The sequence below is a fragment of the Pelomonas margarita genome (assembly GCF_043555875.1).
In the GTDB taxonomy this organism is placed as follows: Bacteria; Pseudomonadota; Gammaproteobacteria; order Burkholderiales; family Burkholderiaceae_C; genus Pelomonas; species Pelomonas margarita.
This window is the reverse complement of record NZ_JBIGHW010000001.1, coordinates 554583-573639: the sequence shown is the minus strand read 5'-3', so window position 1 is coordinate 573639 and position 19057 is coordinate 554583. Positions and strand designations below refer to the sequence as shown.

The 19057-nt window shown below is 70.3% G+C and carries 17 protein-coding genes; 12 read left to right on the top strand and 5 right to left on the bottom strand.

Going from position 1 to position 19057, the window contains the following annotated elements; translation table 11 throughout:
• Positions 1-4: 4 nt before the first annotated feature.
• A complete protein-coding gene (locus tag ACG0Z3_RS02490) occupies positions 5-1267 on the bottom strand; it encodes a pyridoxal-dependent decarboxylase, exosortase A system-associated (protein ID WP_394394966.1) in 1263 nt (420 codons plus the stop codon).
• Positions 1264-2853: an acyl-CoA ligase (AMP-forming), exosortase A system-associated gene (locus ACG0Z3_RS02485; protein WP_394394965.1), complete on the bottom strand. Its 1590-nt coding sequence runs from the start codon at positions 2851-2853 to the stop codon at positions 1264-1266. The genes ACG0Z3_RS02490 and ACG0Z3_RS02485 overlap by 4 nt, the downstream gene beginning before the upstream one ends.
• A gap of 121 nt (positions 2854-2974) precedes the next feature.
• Between ACG0Z3_RS02485 and ACG0Z3_RS02480 the strand changes: the two genes are divergently transcribed.
• The 7 genes from ACG0Z3_RS02480 to ACG0Z3_RS02450 are packed head-to-tail and all read left to right on the top strand — an operon-like array spanning position 2975 to position 8788.
• On the top strand, positions 2975-3229 hold the full coding sequence (locus tag ACG0Z3_RS02480) for an acyl carrier protein (RefSeq protein WP_394394964.1): 255 nt from the start codon (positions 2975-2977) through the stop codon (positions 3227-3229).
• A 4-nt stretch (positions 3230-3233) separates the two neighbouring features.
• Positions 3234-4415: a DegT/DnrJ/EryC1/StrS family aminotransferase gene (locus ACG0Z3_RS02475; RefSeq protein WP_394394962.1), complete on the top strand. Its 1182-nt coding sequence runs from the start codon at positions 3234-3236 to the stop codon at positions 4413-4415.
• Complete coding sequence (locus ACG0Z3_RS02470) at positions 4412-5458, top strand: GNAT family N-acetyltransferase (RefSeq protein WP_394394961.1); 1047 nt, start codon at positions 4412-4414, stop codon at positions 5456-5458. The genes ACG0Z3_RS02475 and ACG0Z3_RS02470 overlap by 4 nt, the downstream gene beginning before the upstream one ends.
• Positions 5455-6255, top strand: coding sequence for a hydrolase 2, exosortase A system-associated (locus tag ACG0Z3_RS02465; RefSeq protein WP_394394959.1), 801 nt, complete (start codon positions 5455-5457; stop codon positions 6253-6255). Before ACG0Z3_RS02470 ends, ACG0Z3_RS02465 begins: the two co-directional genes overlap by 4 nt.
• Positions 6252-7112, top strand: coding sequence for a hydrolase 1, exosortase A system-associated (locus tag ACG0Z3_RS02460; RefSeq protein ID WP_394394957.1), 861 nt, complete (start codon positions 6252-6254; stop codon positions 7110-7112). Before ACG0Z3_RS02465 ends, ACG0Z3_RS02460 begins: the two co-directional genes overlap by 4 nt.
• Positions 7109-7861, top strand: a complete 753-nt coding sequence (locus ACG0Z3_RS02455) for a hypothetical protein (protein ID WP_394394955.1) — start codon at positions 7109-7111, stop codon at positions 7859-7861. Before ACG0Z3_RS02460 ends, ACG0Z3_RS02455 begins: the two co-directional genes overlap by 4 nt.
• A 12-nt stretch (positions 7862-7873) precedes the next feature.
• A complete protein-coding gene (locus ACG0Z3_RS02450; protein WP_394394954.1) occupies positions 7874-8788 on the top strand; it encodes a glycosyltransferase family 2 protein in 915 nt (304 codons plus the stop codon).
• A 67-nt stretch (positions 8789-8855) separates the two neighbouring features.
• Here the strand turns inward: ACG0Z3_RS02450 and ACG0Z3_RS02445 are convergent, their stop codons facing one another.
• Genes ACG0Z3_RS02445 through ACG0Z3_RS02435 form a run of 3 tightly spaced genes read right to left on the bottom strand, consistent with a single transcriptional unit; the run spans position 8856 to position 12423 of the window.
• Positions 8856-9965, bottom strand: coding sequence for a glycosyltransferase family 4 protein (locus tag ACG0Z3_RS02445; RefSeq protein ID WP_394394953.1), 1110 nt, complete (start codon positions 9963-9965; stop codon positions 8856-8858).
• Positions 9962-11389 (bottom strand): GMC oxidoreductase, encoded by a 1428-nt coding sequence (locus ACG0Z3_RS02440; protein ID WP_394394952.1) that lies wholly within the window; start codon positions 11387-11389, stop codon positions 9962-9964. The genes ACG0Z3_RS02445 and ACG0Z3_RS02440 overlap by 4 nt, the downstream gene beginning before the upstream one ends.
• Positions 11386-12423 (bottom strand): NAD-dependent epimerase/dehydratase family protein, encoded by a 1038-nt coding sequence (locus ACG0Z3_RS02435; protein WP_394394949.1) that lies wholly within the window; start codon positions 12421-12423, stop codon positions 11386-11388. The genes ACG0Z3_RS02440 and ACG0Z3_RS02435 overlap by 4 nt, the downstream gene beginning before the upstream one ends.
• Before the next feature lie 225 nt (positions 12424-12648).
• Here ACG0Z3_RS02435 and ACG0Z3_RS02430 point away from each other — a divergent pair, with 225 nt between their 5' ends.
• The 5 genes from ACG0Z3_RS02430 to ACG0Z3_RS02410 all read left to right on the top strand — a co-directional run bounded on the left by ACG0Z3_RS02430 (position 12649) and on the right by ACG0Z3_RS02410 (position 19055).
• Positions 12649-13626, top strand: a complete 978-nt coding sequence (locus ACG0Z3_RS02430) for a glycosyltransferase family 2 protein (protein WP_394394948.1) — start codon at positions 12649-12651, stop codon at positions 13624-13626.
• The gene (locus ACG0Z3_RS02425; RefSeq protein WP_394394947.1) at positions 13626-15080 is read left to right on the top strand and encodes an oligosaccharide flippase family protein; all 1455 of its coding nucleotides are present in this window, start codon (positions 13626-13628) and stop codon (positions 15078-15080) included. The genes ACG0Z3_RS02430 and ACG0Z3_RS02425 overlap by 1 nt, the downstream gene beginning before the upstream one ends.
• Positions 15077-16057 carry a glycosyltransferase family 2 protein gene (locus tag ACG0Z3_RS02420; RefSeq protein ID WP_394394946.1) on the top strand — a complete coding sequence of 327 codons (981 nt, stop codon included), beginning with the start codon at positions 15077-15079 and terminating at the stop codon, positions 16055-16057. The genes ACG0Z3_RS02425 and ACG0Z3_RS02420 overlap by 4 nt, the downstream gene beginning before the upstream one ends.
• Before the next feature lie 193 nt (positions 16058-16250).
• Complete coding sequence (locus tag ACG0Z3_RS02415; protein WP_394394944.1) at positions 16251-17360, top strand: GNAT family N-acetyltransferase; 1110 nt, start codon at positions 16251-16253, stop codon at positions 17358-17360.
• Between the two features lie 15 nt (positions 17361-17375).
• The gene (locus tag ACG0Z3_RS02410; RefSeq protein ID WP_394394943.1) at positions 17376-19055 is read left to right on the top strand and encodes an asparagine synthetase B family protein; all 1680 of its coding nucleotides are present in this window, start codon (positions 17376-17378) and stop codon (positions 19053-19055) included.
• Positions 19056-19057 lie beyond the last annotated feature (2 nt).

The following is a 19057-nucleotide window of genomic DNA, read 5'->3' as shown; positions in this document are numbered from 1 at the left end:
CGCGTCAGACCAGCACCTCGACACAGCCCGGGTGGCCCAGGAAGCCCTCAGGGCTCGCGCTGCGCCCATAGGCACCGCTCTGGTAGACAACGGTCAGATCACCGATCTCGCCCTTGGCCATGTCCATGCGGTCGGCCAGCAGGTCCAGCGGCGTGCACAGCGGGCCGACCACGCTGGCGGCTTCGGTCGACGTCTCGCGCCGGCCTTGCGGCTCCACGGACGCAGGGTAGTTCTTGCGCAGCACCTGGCCGAAGTTGCCGGACGCCGACAGATGATGGTGCAGGCCGCCGTCCGCCACCAGGAAAACCTGACCGCGCGACAGCTTGCGGTCGACGATGCGGCTGACGTAGACGCCGGACTCCCCCACGAAGTAACGGCCGAGCTCGATGACCAGCTTGGCGGCCGGCAGATCGGTCTTGGCGCGCGCCTGCAGCGCGGCCAGGTTGTCGGCGATGGGCGCCAGGTCCAGCCGCGTCTCGCCCGGGAAGTACGGGATGCCGAAGCCGCCACCCAGGTTCAGGAACTTCACCGGTGCGGGCGCCGCCTCGGCCAACCGCAGCGCCAGTTCGTAGCTCTTGAGCTGCGCATCGCAAATGGCCTCGGCCTTGAGGTTCTGCGAGCCGGCAAACAGATGGAAGCCTTCGAAGGCCACACCATCGCGGCTCAGCCGACCGACCTCGGCCAGCACCTCGGGCAGCGCCTCGGCGTCGATGCCGAACTGCTTGGGGCCGCCGCTCATGCGCATGCCCGAGCCCTTGAGCTCGAAGTCCGGGTTCACGCGCAGCGCAACGCGGGCCGGCAAGCCCAGCCGCTGCGACGCGCGCGCCAGCGGCGCGAGCTCGCGCGCGGACTCCACGTTCACGAGCACGCCCGCCGCGACGGCCTGGCCCAGCTCGATGTCGCGCTTGCCGGGGCCGGCGAAGCTGATCTCGTGCGGATCGGCGCCGGCATTCAGCGCCACCTGCAGCTCACCGGCCGAGGCTACGTCGATGCCGTCCACCAGCCCGGCCATGAGCTGCACCAGCGCCGGCATCGGATTGGCCTTCATCGCGTAGTGCAGCTCGATGCCCTGCGGCAGCGCCGCGCGAAGCTCGGCCACGCGGGCCTTCAACAGGCAGCGGTCGTAAGCGTAGAACGGCGTCTGGCCGACGCGCTCCGCGAGCACCGACAGCCGCTGGCCGCCGACGAGCAGCTCGCCATCGGCGTCACGGGAGAACAGGACGGGAGCGTGCTCCAGCACACGCTTGGGGGCAATGGGTTCGCTCATGCAGCGTTTCGTTCGAGCCAGTCGGTCGACAGCGTCTTGCGGTCGATCTTGCCGTTGGGGTTGCGCGGCAGCGGGCCGCCGCGCGGGTCGATGCCGTGCGGCACCATGTAAGCCGGCATGCGAGCCTTGCAGGCGGCGGTCAGTGCGGCCACATCCAGCTCGGCGGCGCCGTCAGGCGGCGTTGCGATGACCTGGATGCTCTGGCCCAGCGTGTCGTGGTGAACACCAAAGGCCACGCATTCACCGACCAGGCCGGTCGCGTACAGCACCTCCTCGACCTCGGTCGGACTGACGCGGTAGCCCGAGGTCTTCATCATCTCGTCGCGGCGGCCGACGAAGTACAGGAAGCCCTCGGCGTCGCGCTTCACCGTGTCGCCGGAGAACACGGCGACCTCGGGCAGCTGCAGGCCGCCTTCACGCCCGCCGACGCCGACGGGCAAGGGCTTGTAGCGCTCGGCAGTCTTCTCGGCATCGTTCCAGTAGCCCAAGCCCACCAGCGCGCCGCGATGCACCAGCTCGCCCGGCTCGTCGGGCGCGCATTCGCTGCCGTCCTCGCGCAACACAAGGATCTCGGCATTGGGAATGGCCTTGCCAATGGAGTCCGGCCGGCGGTCCACCTCCTCGGGCGGCAGGTAGGTCGAGCGAAAGGCCTCGGTCAGGCCGTACATCAGGAACGGCCGGGCCGACGGCGCCTTGGCGCGCAGCAGGTCCAGCGTCGCCCGCGGCATGCGGCCGCCGGTGTTGGCGAAATAGCGCAGGTGCTGGTCGATGGCGGTCGGCCATTCCAGCTGCGTCAGCTGGATGTACAGCGGCGGCACGGCGGTCAGGCCGGTCACCTGCTCGCGCTCCATCGCCTTCAGCACATCCTTGGGCAGCAGGTAGTTCAGCAGCACGACGCGCGCGCCGCTGTGGAAGGCCGTGGTGAGCTGGCTGAACCCGGCGTCGAAGGACAGCGGCAGCGCCGCCAGCAGCGTGTCGCTGGCGCGGTTCTCCAGATAGCTCGCCACGCTCTTGCCGCCCGCCACCATGTTGCGGTGGGACAGCACCACGCCCTTGGGTCGGCCCGTGGAGCCGGACGTGTAGAGGATGGCCGTCATATCAGTGTCAATGACGCGGTGGCCGGTGCGGGCGGGAGATGCCAGCAGCGCCGACCAATCATGCACGGGCACCGGCGCCTCGCCGCCCCCCCGGGTCAGCACGACGTGGCGCAGCGGCGGGCATTGCGCCAGCACCTCGCCCAGCTGCGCCAGTCGCTCCGGTGACGTGACCAGCACGCGCACATCGCAGTCGCGCAAGATGAAGCCCACCTGCTCGGGCTTGAGCAAGGGGTTCAGCGGCACGAAGACCCCGCCTGCGGCCGGCGCGCCAAAGCTGGCGACCACGGTCTCGAAGCGTTTCTCCAGATAGATCGCCACCCGCTCGCCGCGCCCCAGGCCGAGGGCCATCAGGCCGCTGGCGAAGCCGGTGACGGCGGCGTCCAGCATGGCGTAGCTCAGGGTCACGCCGCTGTAGGTCAGCGCCGGGGCATCGGGCGTGCGCTCGGCGGCGACGGACACCAACTCGTGAAGCAGAGTGGATTCAGGCATGGACGGGGTCAGGTCAGAGTGAAAAAAGTATCGCATGCGCCCCCGAGCACAAGGGGTGAGCGCCCAGGGCGCCAGGAGTGGCGCGGCTAAACTGCGCGGCTGCTTTTTTGGACCTCCCAGAATGGAAAACGCCCAGGTGCTCGGCCATGTGCTGAGGCTTCTCGATGACGTGCTCAGCCTGAACGGCCGCGCCCAGACCTTCACCCGCGACACCGCGCTGCTGGGCGCGCTGCCGGAGCTGGACTCCATGGCCGTGGTCAACCTGATCGCCGGCCTGGAGGAGCAACTGGGCCTGGTCGTCGACGATGACGACATCGACGGCGACACCTTCGCCACCGTAGGCTCGCTGGCCGACTTTGTTGCCGCGCGCATTTGATCCCATGACCGGCTCCACCGGCCCCGGCCAGCCGGTCCCGCGCCAGGCAGTGCCGGGGCCTCACAACCAGGACGGCGGCGACGCCGACCTGCCCTGCCTGCTGGACCTGGACGGCGTGCAGTTCACGGCCAGCGGCCGCGCCGCCATCCTTCTGGGCCTGGAGGCGCTGGCGCTGCCGACCGGCGCGCGCGTGCTGGTCCCCAGCTACCACTGCCCCACCATGGTGTCGCCAGCGCTGGCGCTGGGCCTGCAGGTGGGCTTCTATCCGATCACGCCGGAAGGTCGGCCCGACCTCGCCTGGCTGGATCAACACCTGCCGGTTGATGCGCGGGTCATCTGCGTGGCCCATTTGTTCGGCCTGCCGCTGGATCTGTCGGACGTGCAGGCCTGGTGCCGGCGCCGCGGCATGTTGCTGCTGGAGGACTGCGCGCACGCGATGTTCGGCCCCGTGGGCCGCCAGGGCGACATCGTCATCGCCAGCCTGCCCAAGTTCTTCGCCGCGCTGGACGGCGGCCTGCTGCGCAGCCGCGCGCCTGCCGCGACACGGGCACTGCAGCCGCTGGGCGCCCTGCGCGAGCTGCGCGCCTGGCTGGACAGCCTGGAGATCAGTGCCCGCCACGGCCGACTGGGCCGCTGGCGCTGGTGGGCTGGCCCGCTGTTGGCACTCAAGCTGGCGCTGCGCCGCAGCCCCACGCCTGCACCGGCCAAGCCGCCCCCCACACCTGCGGCCCGCCCACAGTTCGATGCCAGCGGCGAGTACGCCCGCATCGACGTGGCCGCCTGCCAACGCGCTGCCTCGGCCACCAGCCGGCGCGCCGCCAGCGAGGCCCGCCGCGGCCCCGTCGTCGCGAGGCGCCGCGCGCATTACGCCGCCTATGCGCAGGCCTTCGCCGGCCGCGCCGGCCTGCGACCCCTGATGCCCGCACTGCCAGGCGATGCCGTGCCCTATGTGTTTCCGCTCTGGATGGACGAGCCCGAGGCCGCCTACGAGGCGGCCCGCGCGCAAGGCCTGCCCGTATCGCGCTGGGACTGGCTGTGGCCCGGCGTGCCCGACCTGCCCGGTGACCAGGGCAAGCGCTGGTCGGTGCACGTGCTGCAACTGCACTGCCACCAGGACCTCTCCGCCGACCAACGCCAGCGCATCATCGACACCCTCCTCCCACCCGCCCCGAGCCCCGCATCTTGAACACCGCCCGCACCGACCGTTGGCAGCTGCTCCCCGCAACGCAGCTGAAGCAGTTCGCCCCGCAATGGGACGAACTGCAGCAGCGCGCCCAGCCGCATGCCTTCCTGCGCGCCAGCTTCCTGATCCACCTGCTGGAGGAGTTCGGCAACGGCAGCGAGCTGCTGGCGTTCAAGGCCGGCCCCGCAAGCTGGATGGGCGCCTGCCTGCTGCAGCCGCAGGGCCGCGGCCGCTGGAGCAACTTCCAGCCCTCGCAGCTGCCGTTGGGGCCGGTGCTGCTGGCCCGGGGGCTGGCGCTGGCGGACGCGATCGAGCAGCTGCTACCCGAGCTGCCGGGCCTGCCGCTGGCGCTGGGCCTGACGCAGCTGGACTCGCTGCACCACCCCGCAACGCTGGACACGCCGCGGCTGCGCAGCCTGCACTACATCGACACGGCCTGGGTTGACGTGGACGGTGGCTTCGAAGCCTATTGGGAGTCGCGCGGCAAGAACCTGCGCCAGAACACCCGCAAGCAGCTCAAGAAGGTCGAGGCCGGTGGCGTGACGCCGCGCATCGAGCTGGTCGAGGCGCCGCAAGCCATCGCTGCGGCCATCGAGCAGTACGGCGTGCTGGAGAGCAGCGGCTGGAAGGCCGAGCAGGGCACGGCCATCTCGGCCGGCGGCGCCCAGGGGCGCTTCTACAGCCGCGCGCTCGAGCAGGCTGCGCGCGACGGCCAGGCCCGCATCTACCGCTACTGGTTCGGTGACGAGGTGGTGGCCATGGACTTGTGCGTGCACCAGGGCGACTGTTTGGTCATCCTGAAAACCGCCTACCAGCAGGCCCACCACGCCGTGTCGCCGTCCACGCTGATGCGGGCGGTGGAGTTCGAGGCGCTGTTCAACGAAGGCCGCTTCAAACGCATCGAGTTCTTCGGCCGCGTCATGGAGTGGCACACGCGCTGGACCGACAAGTCGCGCCACCTGTTCCACCTGACGGCCTACCGCTGGCCCTGGCTGAAGTCGCTGCACGGCTGGCTGCAGCAGCGTCGCGCCAAGCCCTCGGCATGAACGCTCCGCAAGTCTTCTTCCTGCCCAGCGGGGCGGAGCAGCGGCTGTGCATCCACCATGCGCCGCAGGGCGCAGAGCGCGCCCGCGTGCTGTACGTGCATCCGTTTGCCGAGGAGATGAACAAGTCCCGCCGCATGGCCGCGCTGGCCAGCCGTGCGCTGGCCCAGGCCGGCTGCCGCGTGCTGCAGATCGACCTGCGCGGCTGCGGCGACTCGTCGGCCGATTTCGGCGACGCCGCCTGGGCCGACTGGCAGGCCGACGTGCGCCTGGGCCTGGACTGGCTCGCCGCGCAGGGCAGCACCAACGCGCCGCTGTGGCTGTGGGGGCTGCGCGCCGGCTGCCTGCTTGGCGCAGCCGACTGGGGCCTGCCAGTGAATCACCTGTTCTGGCAGCCCATGAGCAGCGGCAAGCTGGCGCTGCAGCAGTTCCTGCGACTGAAGCTGGCCGCCGAGATGGCCGGCGGCACGAGCAAGGGCCTGATGGAGCAGATGAAGTCCGCACTGGCTGCCGGCCAGCCCGTGGAGGTGGCGGGCTACCGCGTCGGCGCCGCGCTGGCCACGGGGCTGGAGGCTGCGCGTCTGGCGCCGGCCGGGCCGGCAGGGCGCGTGGTGTGGCTGGAACTCAGCACCCGAGAGGACGCGACGCTGACACCGGTCAGCGAGCAGGCCATCCAGGCCTGGCAGGACGCCGGCTGGCGCGTGGACGCGCAGCTGCTGACGGGCCCTGGCTTCTGGGCCACCAGCGAGATCGAGGAGGCGCCCGCCCTGGTGCAGGCCACGGTGGAGGCGCTGGCATGAAGGAATCGGTCCTGAACATCGTCTGCGAAGGTCAGTCGCTGGTGGGCATCCTGGCCGAACCGGCCGGCGCGCCCGCCGACGTGGGCGTGCTCATCATCGTTGGGGGCCCGCAATACCGCGCGGGCAGCCACCGCCAGTTCACGCTGCTGGCGCGCGAGCTGGCGGCCCACGGCTTCGCGGCGCTGCGCTTCGACTACTGCGGCATGGGAGACAGCCCCGGCGAGGCTCGCGACTTCCTGGCCGTCGAGGCCGATATCGCCGCGGCCATCGACACCCTGATGGCCGCGCGACCTGCGCTCAAGCGCATGGTGCTGTGGGGGTTGTGCGACGGCGCGTCGGCCGCGCTGCTCTACCTGGACGCGCGCCGCGACCCGCGCGTGGCCGGGCTGGCGCTGGCCAATCCCTGGGTGCGCTCGGCCGCCACGCTGGCTCAGACCCACGTCAAGCACTACTACACGCGGCGCCTGCGCGAGAAAGAGTTCTGGCTCAAGCTGCTGCGCGGCGGTGTGGGTCTGCAGGCCTTGCGCGCACTGGCCGGCAACCTGCGCCTGGCGCGCAGCGCCGCCCGCCCGCGCAGCGACACGCGCAGCTTCCAGGACCGCATGGCCAGCGGCCTGCGCAGCTTCGACGGCCCGGTGCTGCTGCTCATGAGCGGCGATGACTACACTGCCCGCGAGTTCGCGGACTGGGCCGCCACGTCGCCGGCCTGGCAAGGCCTGCTGGCGCGGCCGACGCTGAGCCGGCACGACCTGCGGACGGCCGATCACACCTTCTCCGACCTGGCCGACCAGGACACCCAAGCGCGCCTGTGCCTGGACTGGTTGAAGACACGATGCCTTGCGAGACCCACGCCATGAAGACTTCCGTACATGCACGAGGCATGCCGCTGATGCTGGCCCTGGCCCTGGCTCTCACGGCGCAGACGCCTGCTGCGTTGGCGCAGCAGCAACACGGCAACGGCGCGCCCGCGCCCGCCGGATGTGGCCAGCCCTACAACGTGTACGGCCCGTTCGACTACCGCACGGCCTCCCATCATCAGAAGCACATGGTGGAGCACGCCCACTTCACACGCGGCGTCGAGACCCTCAGCAGAGGTGCCACTGGCCCCTTCGGCCACGACATCGGCTACACGCTGGCGGTTTTCCCCAACCACCCGCGCGCCATCCACTCCATGGAGCGCCTGGCGGAGAAGCAGAAGGCCGACCCGCCGCCGCGGGCTGACATGACGATCGAGTGCTATTACGCCCGCGGCATGAGCTTTGCGCCGGACGACCTGGTCTTCCGCATGCTCTACGTGAGCTTCCTGACGCGAAACAACCGCCTCGACGATGCGCGCCGCTTCCTGGAGTTCGTTGTGGAACGTGCGGGTGACAACCCGCTGACCCACTTCAATGCCGGTCTGCTGTACTTCGACATGAAGGACTACGACAAGGCCCTGGCCATGGCCCACCGGGCCATGGACATGGGCGTGCAACGCGTCGAGCTGCGCGATCGTCTGACCTCCGTGGGCCGCTGGAAGGACCCCGACCCCGCCGCACCGGCCGACGCCGCATCCGCTGCGGCATCGGCGCCCTCGCCTGCCGCCTCCGAACCCGCCCCCCGCTGATCCACAGCTCCAATGCCGCGCGTCAACATCGTCGTCCCTGCCTACAACGCCGAAGCCTTCATCGCCGAGACCGTGCGCTCGGCACTGAACCAGACCGCAGGCGACCTGCAGGTCACCGTCATCGACGACGGCTCCAAGGACGCCACCGCCCGGTGCGCGGCGCTGGACGATCCGCGCGTACGCGTCATCTCGCAGGAAAACCGCGGCATGTCCCGCTCGCGCAACCGTGGCGCGACCGAGGTGGACTCGGAGTTCATCGCCTTGCTGGACGCCGACGACCTCTGGCATCCCGAGAAGCTGCGCCTGCAGCTGCAGGCGCTGCAGCAACGCCCCGACCACGACTTCTGCTACACGGACTTTCACTTCTGGCCCGGCGACCCACGCCCTGGCTACTTCGACGAGCCGCGCAACGGCAGCATCGACGAGTCGCTGTCCGGCTGGATCTACCCGCGCCTGATCCTCGACAACCATGCCCTGCCCTCCTCCGTCATCTGGCGGCGCAGCGCCTGGGATCGCATGGGCGGCTTCCTGGCCGACGACCAGCAAACCGACGATTGGGAGTACCTGGTGCGCGCCAGCACCCAGCACCGCTTCATCCGGCTGGGCGAATCCTTCGTGCTGTACCGCCAGCATCCGGTGTCACTGTCGCGCCGCCTCCCGGCGCAGCACACCACCGAGCTGATGCGCTCCAACCTGATCGGCCGCTTCGGCATGGAATCGCCGCCCGGCCACGCCATCGACCCCGTGGCACTGCGCGGCTTCCAGCACAACAGCTGGTGCAATTTCGCCGATGCCCATTGCGCCCGCGGCGACCTGGCGCTGGGCCTGAAGACCTTCGGCCGGCTGCTGCGCACCGGCCCGGACCGCCGCCACACGCTGACCAAGTGCGCCAAGTCGCTGGTGCGGCGCTGGATCCCGAAAAACTAGGACTGCCGCTCACGGGGACGGCGATGCGCCTGCGAGCGGCCCGGGGCTCGGCCCGAAAGGCCTGCTTTCAACCGTGACGCGCCAGCACCTCGCGGTAGACCTCGAAATGCCGCGCCACGCTGCGGCGCCATGAGAAGCCGCGCGCCCATTCGGCGGCCGCGGCGGCCTTGTCGGCGCGCACGGCGGCAGGCAGCGCCAACACCTCGCGCAGCGCCGCCAGCCAGGCATCGAAGTCCTGCGCCTCATTCGTCCAGGACAGCGGGCCCACGAGGTCCACCAGGCTGCTGACCGGGCTGAACAGCACCGGCGTGCCGGCCGCCTGGGCCTCCACAGCCGGGAAGCCGAAGCCCTCGTACAGCGTCGGGTAGATGGCCGCCACGGCACGGCGATACAGCGTGACCAGTTCGCCGTCCTCCAGGAAGGGCGCGAAGTGCACACGGCCGCGCAGCGAATCGGGAATGCGGTCCAGCGGCGCGGTGCCCGCGCCGAAGCCGCAGCCCACCAGGTGCAGGTCGTCGCGGCCGCTGCGGGCCAGCAGCTCCAGCGCCCAGCCGAAGCGCTTGCGCTCCTGCGCGCCGCCCAGGTAGAGCAGATAGGGCGAGCCCCCCAGCGCCTGCTCCAGCACGGCGGGCAGCGGCATGCGCGAGTCGCTGAAGAACTCGTCGGCGATGCCGTGCGGGATGATGGTCAGCCGGTCGGCCAGGAAGGGCCAGCGCGCGGCGATGTCGCGCCGCGACGACTCGCTGATCGTGATGACGTGGGCGCAGCGCCGCAGCGCCAGCTTCTGCACGTCGTGCAGGTAGTGGCGGTCCAGCCCCTGGATGTCCTCCTCCCAGGGCACGGTGTCGTGGATGGTCACGATGGTGGGCAGCGGCTGCCAGATGGGCGCGGTGTTCTCGGCGCAATGCAGCAGCTGCGCGCCGCCCCGGCGCAGGCGCAGCGGCAGGCCCAGCTGCTCCCACAGGCGGAAACGGTCGCCGCGGAAGTCGAACACGTCCGCCTGGCCGATCAGTCCCTCGGGCACGCGAAAGGGCAGCGCCGGGTCGTGGCCGTAGGCGGTCCAGCGCAGCTGATCCTCGGGCCGCGTGTTGCGCAGCAGCTCCTGCACATAGCGCCCCGTGCCCCGCAGATGGCGGACGTTGAGGGTGCGGGCGACCATGGCGACGTGCAGGTTCATTGGCGCGATGCGGAAGAAGAAGCCCCGCCCTGCAGATGCGCAGCCATGCGCAGTGCCAGGGCGGCAATCGTGAGACCGGTGTTGGCGATGCCGCTGGCGGGAATCAGCGAGCCGTCACAGACGTAGAGGTTGACCATGCCGTGAACCCGGCCGTCGGTGTCGCAAACGCCCGTGTCGGCCGTGCGGGACAGCCGCGCCGTGCCCGAATGGTGGGCCGCGCTGCGCAAGTCCTGGTGCCAGTCGGCAAACACGCGCGAGCGCCGGGTAACCGGGGCCAGCCAGGCCAGCACGGCCTGCACCGCGGTGTCCAGGCTTTGCAGATAGGCCGGCGTCAGCGTCCAGCGGCGTTGGCGCGCCGCGTTGCCATCGTTCGCATCGGGCGCGCTCCAGACGGCCCGTTCCGGCGTCGTGGGCATCTGCGCGCACAGCAGCAGCGTGTAGTGCCGCGTGGGCAGCTTGATGCCGAACTTGAAGGACAGGATGTCCAGGATGTCGTCCCAGTGCCGCAGCAGCCGCGCGTACAGCAGCAGGTTCCAGGGCCGGCGGCGCAGGTCGTTGAGCACGCTGCCCACCCGCTCGCGACGGCTGTTGCGGTAGTAGTTGGCTGCCGGGCGCAGCTGGAAGGACACATGCTGGCCGCCCGAGCGCACCACCAGCGGCAGGCGCAGGTTGCCGTCGGTGCCGGGAACCCGGTAGTTCCACAGCTTGTACAGCGGCACGCTGACCTGCACCTCACCGACGAAGCCCATGGGATGGTCCTCGTAATACGCGCCGGCATGCTGCAGCGCTGGCAGCGGCAGGCGCATCTGCAGCGCTTGCAGCAGCACCGGCGAGCCCAGGCCGCCGGCGGCCAGCACAAAGACATCACCCGTCAGCGCGCGCCGCTGCCCGGCCTCGTCCACCATCAGACTGCGCACACGGTCGGCACCGTCCAGGTCGAAGTCAACCACGTTGCCACGCACCAGCTGCACCCGGCCCTGCAGGCCCAGGCAGTCCCAGACATTGCGCGGCCACAGCGGGTAGTACAGGCCCTGGAAGAGCCCGTCCGCAAGACCGAAGCCCAGGTAGCGCCGGCGCAGCACCTGGATGGCCGCCTGCACCTGCGACAGCCGGGCGCCGGACAGCAACTCGAAGGCCTCAGCGTAGTAGGGATCGAGCTCGGCCTTGGCGAACGGCCAGTGCGCCGCAAAGACCTCATCCTCGATCTCGATCAGGCCGTTGTGCCACAGGCGCGTGGAGCCGCCCGGGCCGGCGCCGACATGCGGCGCCCAGCCGGCTGGCCAGCCCACGTCCTGCACCGGCCAGCGCGCCTCGTCGTCGCCCTCGCCGCGCTCGACGATGACGACCTCGTGCGAGTCCGCCAGCCCTTGGGCCAGCAGGCAGCCGCCCAGGCCGGCGCCGACGATGACGGCGCGCGGCTTCATCGGACCAGGTGGCCCCGGGTCTGCAGCCAGTCGCGGCTCAGCGCCACGCCTTGCTCGAAGTCCACGCGGGGCGACCAGGCCAGCAGCTGCTTGGCCTTGTCATTGGTGAAGCTGATGGGGAAGGTCTCGCGCAGCACACGGCCCAGCGGCGGCCAGGGTGCCTGGGGCGGGGGGCCGCCAACCAGGCGCCTGAGCTTGCGCAGCACGCGCGTGGCCAGGCCACCGACAAGCTCGGGCGGGTGCTCGACCCAGTAGCGCCGCGCCTCGGCCGAGGACACCGGCACGAAGCGCGGCGCCGGCTCCACCATGGCGGAAAAGCGGTGGATGAACTCGCCCCAGGTCACCGACTGGTCGCCGTTGATGAACATCGCCTGGCCCAGCGCCTCGTCACGCACCAGCGCCGCCTCGATGGCGTCGCACACGTCGTCGACGAACACCGCGTTGCACAGGCCACGCCCCTCATCGAACAGCAGCACCTCGCCGGCCTTGGCCTGGGCCAGCACCTGCATCTCGAAATGCCCGCCCAGCCCGTAGACCACCGTGGGCCGCAGAATGACAGCGGCCAGGTCGCCGCGGTCTATGGCGGCCTGCACGATCTCTTCCTGCTCGGCCTTGGCGTCGGCGTAGTCGTTGCCGTAGCGGCCGATGCGGGCCGTGTCCTCGCGCGCGGCCGAGGCGTCGGGCTCGGGGCCATGGACCGACATGGTGCTGATGTGCACGAAGCGGCGCACCTTGTGGCGCACTGCGGCGTCCACCAGCAGGCGCGTGGCCTCGGGGCCGCCGTCGCCATGGGCCAGGTGGATGACGGCATCGCAGCCCTGCAGCGCCTTAGCGGCCTGGCCGGGGCGCAACAGGTCGGCGGTGATGGCCTGGCGGCCCTGCTGGCGCAGCCGCGCCGCCACCTCGGCCGAGCGCGACATCGCCACATAGGGCTGGCGTCCCTGGGCGTCCAGCCGCTCGCAGAGGCGGCTGCCGATGTATCCAGCGGCGCCCGTGATCAGGCAGCGCGCAGTGCGCGAGTCGGCGTTGCTCATTCGGTGCAGGGGCATGCAAGGTTGGGCGGCGCGGCCCATCGGACCCCACCGCAACAGATGGCGGGCGATCATAGGGGAGCCCCGTCGCGCCCCAGGCCGGCGCGGGGCGCCCGTCTGCGGGATGCGCACGGCCGGACGCCTCCCAGCCGCGAACTACACTTCGCCGCGCTTCGAGCCCCCGGGGCATCCGCGACCTCTGTTTCCGCCCATTCCGTGCCCCACCGCATGCCCGTGCACATCGCCGTCATCATCTGCACCTGGAACCGGGCGGCCGTGCTCAGCGACACGCTGGACAGCTTGGCCGCCCTGCACTGCCCTGCGGACACCCAGGTCGAGGTGCTGGTGGTGGACAACAACTCGACCGACACGACGCAGGACTTGCTGAGCGCCCGCATGACCGGCTGGGCGCCAGGCCGGCTGCACGCGTTGTTCGAGCCGCGCCAGGGCAAGCAGTTCGCACTGAACGCCGGCATCGCACAGGCCCGCGCCCTGGGCTGCCAGGTGCTGGCCTTCACCGACGACGACATCCTGTTCCAGCCCGATTGGCTGGCCCAGATCGCAGACGTGTTCGGCCCCGGCGGCCCGGCGCTGGCCGGCGGCCGCACAGCGCTGCAATGGCCCGACGGCGGCCCGCCAGCCTGGTACCACGAGCGCATGGCCGCCATCGTGGGCGGCGTGGACTTGGGGCCTGAGCGCCTGGCACCACCGCCGCCCGACTATTCGCCAGCCGGCGCCAACCTGGTGGCGCAGATCTCGCTGTTCGACCGCGTTGGCGGCTTCTCCGAGACGCATTTCCGGCACATGGATTTCGAGTTCGGCCAGCGCTGCCTGCGCCGCGGCGAGGCGGTGGCCTACGAGCCCGGTCTTTGTGTCACCGCGCCGGTGGACCCGGCCATGCTGACGCGGCGCTATTTCCGACGCTGGTCGCTGAAGGCCGGCATCTCGCCCTGGACGGAGATGCAGCCGGATGTGAAGCATGTCGCCTGGGTGCCTCTGTGGCTCTACCGCCGTGCACTGCAGGACGCCGTCTTCTGGCTGTTGGCACCGCTGCACGGCACCAGTGAGGCCGAGCGCTTCGCGTGCGAGCTGCGGCTGTGGCGCGCATGGGGAACGGTCGCCAGCCGCTGGATCTCGCGGCTTCGCCCGGCCGCCTATCCGGACTGGGCGGCCCAGCGCTCGCAGAAAAAGAAAAACGTTTATTGATGGCCACCGTACGCCGCTCGCTCGGCTTCGCCTTCCTGGAACGCTATCTGCTGATCGCGCTGCAGCTGCTTTCGTTCACGCTGCTGGCGCGGCTGCTGACGCCGCAGCAGGTCGGTGTGTACTCGGTGTCCATGGCACTCGTCAGCATGGCGCAAGTGGTGCGCGACTTCGGCCTGGCCAACTACCTGATCCAGCGGCCAGCGCTGGAAGCGGCCGACGTGGGCAGCGCCCTGGGCACCTCGCTGCTGTTGGGTGGCGTGCTGTTCCTTGGCATCAACGCCGCAGCGCCCTGGATCGGCGACTTCTACGGTGACGCGGAACTGGCGCACATCGTGCGCATCATCTCGCTGAACTTCCTGATCCTGCCCTTCAACTCGATCTCGCTCGCGCTGCTGCGCAGAGACCTGCGCTTCGACCTGCTGATGCGCATCAACGTGGCAGCGGCCGTGGTCGGTACGTCGACGACGCTGACGCTGGCGTGGGCAGGCGTCGGCGCGCCGAGCCTGGCCTGGGGCGAAGTGGCGGGCAGCCTGACGACGGCTGCGGCCCTGGGCCTCGCAGGCGCACAACGCCGCCTCGTTGCGCCGCAGCTGCAGCGCTGGCGCGAGATCCTCCGCTTCGGCGGCCCGGTCACCGCAGCCAACGTCGTCACCTCGGTTTCCATGGATGTCAATGACCTGGCCGTAGGCAAGCTGCTGGGCTTCACCCCGGTCGCCATCGCCAGCCGCGCGCAGGGGCTGATGAACCTGTTCCACCGCGACATCATGGGCACGGTGCGCTCCGTGGCCTATCCGGCCTTCGCCAAGGCCCACCGGGAAGACGGACAACTGGAGCAGCGCTTTGTGCAGAGCCTGTCCGCCGTGAGTGCGGTCGCCTGGCCGTTCTACGGTTTCGTCGGCCTGTTCTCGCTGGAGGTGCTGCGGCTGATGTTCGGCCCGCAGTGGGACGCGGCCGCCCCCCTCGTGCCGATCTATTGCGCCGCCGGCGCCGTCAGCGTGCTGAACAGCCTGATCCCCACGCTGATGCTGGCCGCAGGCCATTCAAAGCTCGTCGCGCTGGCGGACCTCATCATCCAGCCCGTCAAGGCGGCCCTGCTGGTCGCCGTGGTCTGGCACTGGCGAGCGCTGGAGCCCCTGGCATTGGGCGTGCTGGCGATGGCCATCGTGGCTGTGCCGTATTTCTATGCCTTCAAGCAGCGCTGCCTGCCCAGCGACTTCCGGGCCATCGGCCGAGAACTGGCTCGTAACGCCGCACTTGCGGTGCTCAGCCTGCTGCCCGCCACCATCGTCGTGACGGGCTGGCGCACAGCGGGAGAGCCGATGGCGCTTGCGCTGTGGCTGGGCTGCGCAGGCCTGACCGGGCTGTTCTGGCTGGCCGGCCTCTGGCTGCTCTCCCACCCGTTGCAGGCCGAGCTCCTCGGCCTGCTGCAACGCCACCGCCGCACCACCCCATGAACGTCTTTGCCGTCATCGTCACCTTCAACGGAGCGACATGGATACGCGGCGCCCTGCAGTCGTTGCGCGAGGGCAGCCATGCCTGCACCGCCATCGTCGTCGACAACGCCTCCAGTGACGACACCTGCGCCATCGTTCGCCGCGAATTTCCGCAGGCCGTCCTCATCGAGTCCGGTGCCAATCTGGGCTTTGGGCGTGGCAACAATCTCGGCATCGAGTACGCGCTCCGTGCCGGCGCCGACGCCGTCTTCCTGCTGAACCAGGACGCCTACGCCACACCCGACGCCCTCGCTCGGCTGGTCGGCTTCCTGAATCAGGCGCCAGACTTCGACATCGTCAGCCCACTGCACTGCAGTCCGGACCTGACACGCGTCGACCCCGCGACACAGAACGGCTACCTGCAGCGCCATGCGCCCGGCTATTTGTCCGATGCCTGCCTGGGCCGGATACAAGCGCACTACCCCATTCGCGGCATCAACGCCGCAGCATGGCTGCTGCGCGCCGACGTGTTTCGCCGTGTCGGCGGCTTTGACCCGCTGTACTTCATGTACGGCGAGGACGACGATCTGATCGAGCGCTTTGCCCACCACGGCGTGCGCACGGCGCTGCTGCCGGCAGCGCTCATCGTGCACCTGCGCGCCAAGGCGCCTGCGCCGAAGCCGAGTGGCGTGAGGCAATGGCGTGCGCGCAGCGAGCGGCCACGCTCGGAGCTGCTGTTCGAGTTGAAGCGTCCCGGTGGAAGCTGGCCGGGCGGATTGCTGCGGCTGCTGGCCGCCGGTGTTCTGCACCCCTTGGCCGACCTGTTGGCCAATCACGACCTGCGGCGTTTCCTGGCCTATCTGCTGGCCAGCCTGCGCGTGCTGTCCGTCATCGGCCGCATCCGCAGGCACAGCCGTCTCTGCGAGAGCGCCGGCGCGCATTTCCTCAACCTGCAGGCAGTCTCTCCGGACCTTGCTCACCGCCAACCCAAGCCGTGAGATGCACTGAACCGGCGCCAATGACGGGGCGGGGCGTTGGACGGGGTCGTGCAGCATGCCGGACGCCGGCTGGGCGATGCCTGCGCTCGATTCAAGGCGGCGCGAGGCATGAGCCCGTCTGCGCGGCAAGGTCTGAACCAGACACGCCGTGCGCCGTGGGTTGCGGCCTGCGGGCCAGCTGAGCGCCGACGCCATGGCACAGCGCAGCGGCGCCACCGTGAAGACCTTCGGCCATCCACACGAGCTGCCGGAGGCCGCGCAGGCGCTGCTGCGGCGGCACGAGCAACGCTATGTCGAGTTCGGCGCCGACTGGTTCGGGCTGCTGGCAGACACGGTGTTTGGCAAGGACGCACAGGTGCGCCTGTACCTGCTGTCGCGCCAGGGTCGGCCGCTGGCCGTGCTGCCCATCGTCAGCACCGGCGCGCCGGGGCGTCCTCAGGTCGGCGCGCTGGCCAACTTCTACACGACGCTGTATGCGCCGCTGCTGGAAGACGGGCTCGCGCCCGAGGACTTGCTGCCCTTGCTGTTCGCGCTGCGGCGCGACCACGCCGGCACGGCGGCCTACCGCTTCGCGCCCATGGATCCACAGTCACCGGAGTTTGCGCTGCTGCGCCGCGCGCTGCGCCTGGCAGGCCTGCAGCCCTTCGACTACTTCGCCTTCGGCAACTGGTATCTGCCGGTGGATACCGACTGGCCCACCTACCTGAGCCAGCGCAGCGGCCAGCTGCGCAGCACGATCAAACGCATGGGCAAGCGGCTGGCCGCGGAGCCCGGCGGGCGGCTGGAGATCCTGGGCCAAGACGCCCACCAGGGCGACGTGGAACGCGGCATCGCCGCCTACCAGGCCGTTTACGGCGCGAGCTGGAAGCAGCCCGAGCCCTTCGTCGACTTCATGCCCGGTCTGATCCGCCTGTGCGCGCAGCGCGGCTGGCTGCGCCTGGGCCTGGCCTGGCTGGGCGACAGGCCCATCGCGGTGCAGCTGTGGATCGTCAACGCCGGCCGGGCCCACATCTACAAGCTCGCCCACGACGAAGCCTTCCAGTCGCTGGCGCCCGGCACGCTGCTGACGGCCCTGCTGATGCAGGAGGTCATGGAGCGCGACCAGGTGCAGGAGGTGGACTTCCTGGTGGGCGACGATGCCTACAAGAAAGCCTGGATGAGCCAGCGCCGCGAACGCCTGGGGCTGGTGGCCTACGACCTGCGCACGGCGGGCGGCCTGGCCGGCCTGTTGCGCCAGACGCTCGGCACGGCCTACAAGCGCCTGCGCGCGCCGGCGCTTCCGGCAGACAATCCCGCGTCCTGACACCGACCCACCCGCATGCAATCACACGCCCTGCCGCCCGACACGCCCTTTGCCGCCGGCCATCCCCGCTTCGCCGCCACCGCCGCCGACGACGCGCTGGCCGCCTGGCAGGCTGCCTATGCCTCGCGCGGACCGGCCTGCGCGGCCGATGTGGGCGGCGAGTTTGCGGTCGCGCTGGCGCTGCCCGGCGGTGCCAGCTACCTGGCGGTGGACCGCTTCGCGGTGCATAGCCTGTGCTACGCGGTGCACGACGGCCGGCTGCACTACGCCACCCGCGCCGACGAGCTGGCGCGCCGGCTGGGACTGCGCGAGCTGGACACCCAGGCCATCTACGACTACCTGTTCCACCACTGCATCCCGTCGCCGCGCACCATCTATGCGGGCATCCACCGCCTGCCACCGGCGCACTACGCGCTGTTCGAGAACGGCCGGCTGACGGTGGCGCCGTACTGGGCGGCGCGCTTCGACGAGCAGCCCGCGCCCAGCTTCGATGCGCTGCGCGACGAGTTCCGCGACATCCTGCGCAGCGCGGTGAAGGAGCGCCTGGGCGCCGACGGCAAGACGGCCTGCTTCCTGTCCGGCGGCACGGACAGCTCCACCGTCTGCGGCCTGCTGCGCGAGGCCACGGGCCAGGCGCCGGCCAGCTACTCCATCGGCTTCGAGGCCGAGGGCTACGACGAAATGGCCTATGCGCGCATCGCCGCCAAGGCCTTCGGCGCGGACCACCACGAGTACTACGTCACGCCGGCCGACCTCGTGAAGGCCATTCCCGACGTCGCAGCCCATTACGACCAGCCTTTTGGCAACTCGTCGGCCGTGCCGGCCTTCTACTGCGCGCGCAAGGCGCATGACGACGGCTACACGCGCATGCTGGCCGGCGACGGCGGCGACGAGCTGTTCGGCGGCAACGTACGCTACGCCAAGGAGCGCGTCTTCCACGTCTACACGCAGCTCCCGTCGCCGCTGCGTGAGGGCCTGCTGAATCCGCTGTTCATGAACCCGTTGACCGGCCGCATTCCGCTGCTGAAGAAGGGCACCAGCTACATCACCCAGGCCCGCGTCCCCATGCCAGACCGCATGCAGAGCTACAACCTGCTGGACCGCCTGGGCCTGCAGGAGGTACTCACGCCCACCTTCCTGGCGACCGTGGACGCCGGTGCGCCGCGCGAGCACCAGCGTGCCACCTGGGCGACCACGCCGCACGAAGCCAGCCTGCTCAATCGCATGCTGGCCTTCGACTGGCGCTACACGCTGGCCGAGAACGACCTGCCCAAGGTGGTGGGCACCACCGCGCTGGCCGGTGTGGACGTGAGCTTCCCGCTGCTGGACACGCGGCTGCTGGACTTCTCGCTGAAGCTGCCCACCAGCTACAAGCTCAAGGGCCTGAAGCTGCGCTGGTTCTTCAAGGAGGCCCTGCGCGGCTTCCTGCCCGACGAGATCCTGACGAAGAAGAAGCACGGTTTCGGCCTGCCCTTCGGCCCCTGGGCCGTCAAGGACGCGGCGCTGAACGCGCTGGCCGCCGAATCACTGCGCGGCATCGCGGCCCGCGGCATCGTGCGCAAGGACTTCGTCGAGAGCCTGCTGACGCAGCGACTGCGCGAGCATGCGGGCTACTACGGTGAGATGGTGTGGATCCTGATGATGCTGGAGCAGTGGCTGCGCCGGCATGCGCCGGACTGGCGACTTGGCAGCTGAGC

Excerpts from the sequence above, each read along its gene's own strand:
- ACG0Z3_RS02410 (WP_394394943.1), top strand. The coding sequence starts at position 17,376 with ATGCAATCACACGCCCTGCCGCCCGACACGCCCTTTGCCGCCGGCCAT.
- ACG0Z3_RS02440 (WP_394394952.1), bottom strand. The coding sequence starts at position 11,389 with ATGAAGCCGCGCGCCGTCATCGTCGGCGCCGGCCTGGGCGGCTGCCTG.
- ACG0Z3_RS02430 (WP_394394948.1), top strand. The coding sequence starts at position 12,649 with ATGCCCGTGCACATCGCCGTCATCATCTGCACCTGGAACCGGGCGGCC.
- ACG0Z3_RS02445 (WP_394394953.1), bottom strand. The coding sequence starts at position 9,965 with ATGAACCTGCACGTCGCCATGGTCGCCCGCACCCTCAACGTCCGCCAT.
- ACG0Z3_RS02485 (WP_394394965.1), bottom strand. The coding sequence starts at position 2,853 with ATGCCTGAATCCACTCTGCTTCACGAGTTGGTGTCCGTCGCCGCCGAG.
- ACG0Z3_RS02465 (WP_394394959.1), top strand. The coding sequence starts at position 5,455 with ATGAACGCTCCGCAAGTCTTCTTCCTGCCCAGCGGGGCGGAGCAGCGG.
- ACG0Z3_RS02490 (WP_394394966.1), bottom strand. The coding sequence starts at position 1,267 with ATGAGCGAACCCATTGCCCCCAAGCGTGTGCTGGAGCACGCTCCCGTC.
- ACG0Z3_RS02455 (WP_394394955.1), top strand. The coding sequence starts at position 7,109 with ATGAAGACTTCCGTACATGCACGAGGCATGCCGCTGATGCTGGCCCTG.
- ACG0Z3_RS02480 (WP_394394964.1), top strand. The coding sequence starts at position 2,975 with ATGGAAAACGCCCAGGTGCTCGGCCATGTGCTGAGGCTTCTCGATGAC.
- ACG0Z3_RS02415 (WP_394394944.1), top strand. The coding sequence starts at position 16,251 with ATGGCACAGCGCAGCGGCGCCACCGTGAAGACCTTCGGCCATCCACAC.
- ACG0Z3_RS02435 (WP_394394949.1), bottom strand. The coding sequence starts at position 12,423 with ATGAGCAACGCCGACTCGCGCACTGCGCGCTGCCTGATCACGGGCGCC.
- ACG0Z3_RS02460 (WP_394394957.1), top strand. The coding sequence starts at position 6,252 with ATGAAGGAATCGGTCCTGAACATCGTCTGCGAAGGTCAGTCGCTGGTG.
- ACG0Z3_RS02420 (WP_394394946.1), top strand. The coding sequence starts at position 15,077 with ATGAACGTCTTTGCCGTCATCGTCACCTTCAACGGAGCGACATGGATA.
- ACG0Z3_RS02475 (WP_394394962.1), top strand. The coding sequence starts at position 3,234 with ATGACCGGCTCCACCGGCCCCGGCCAGCCGGTCCCGCGCCAGGCAGTG.
- ACG0Z3_RS02450 (WP_394394954.1), top strand. The coding sequence starts at position 7,874 with ATGCCGCGCGTCAACATCGTCGTCCCTGCCTACAACGCCGAAGCCTTC.
- ACG0Z3_RS02425 (WP_394394947.1), top strand. The coding sequence starts at position 13,626 with ATGGCCACCGTACGCCGCTCGCTCGGCTTCGCCTTCCTGGAACGCTAT.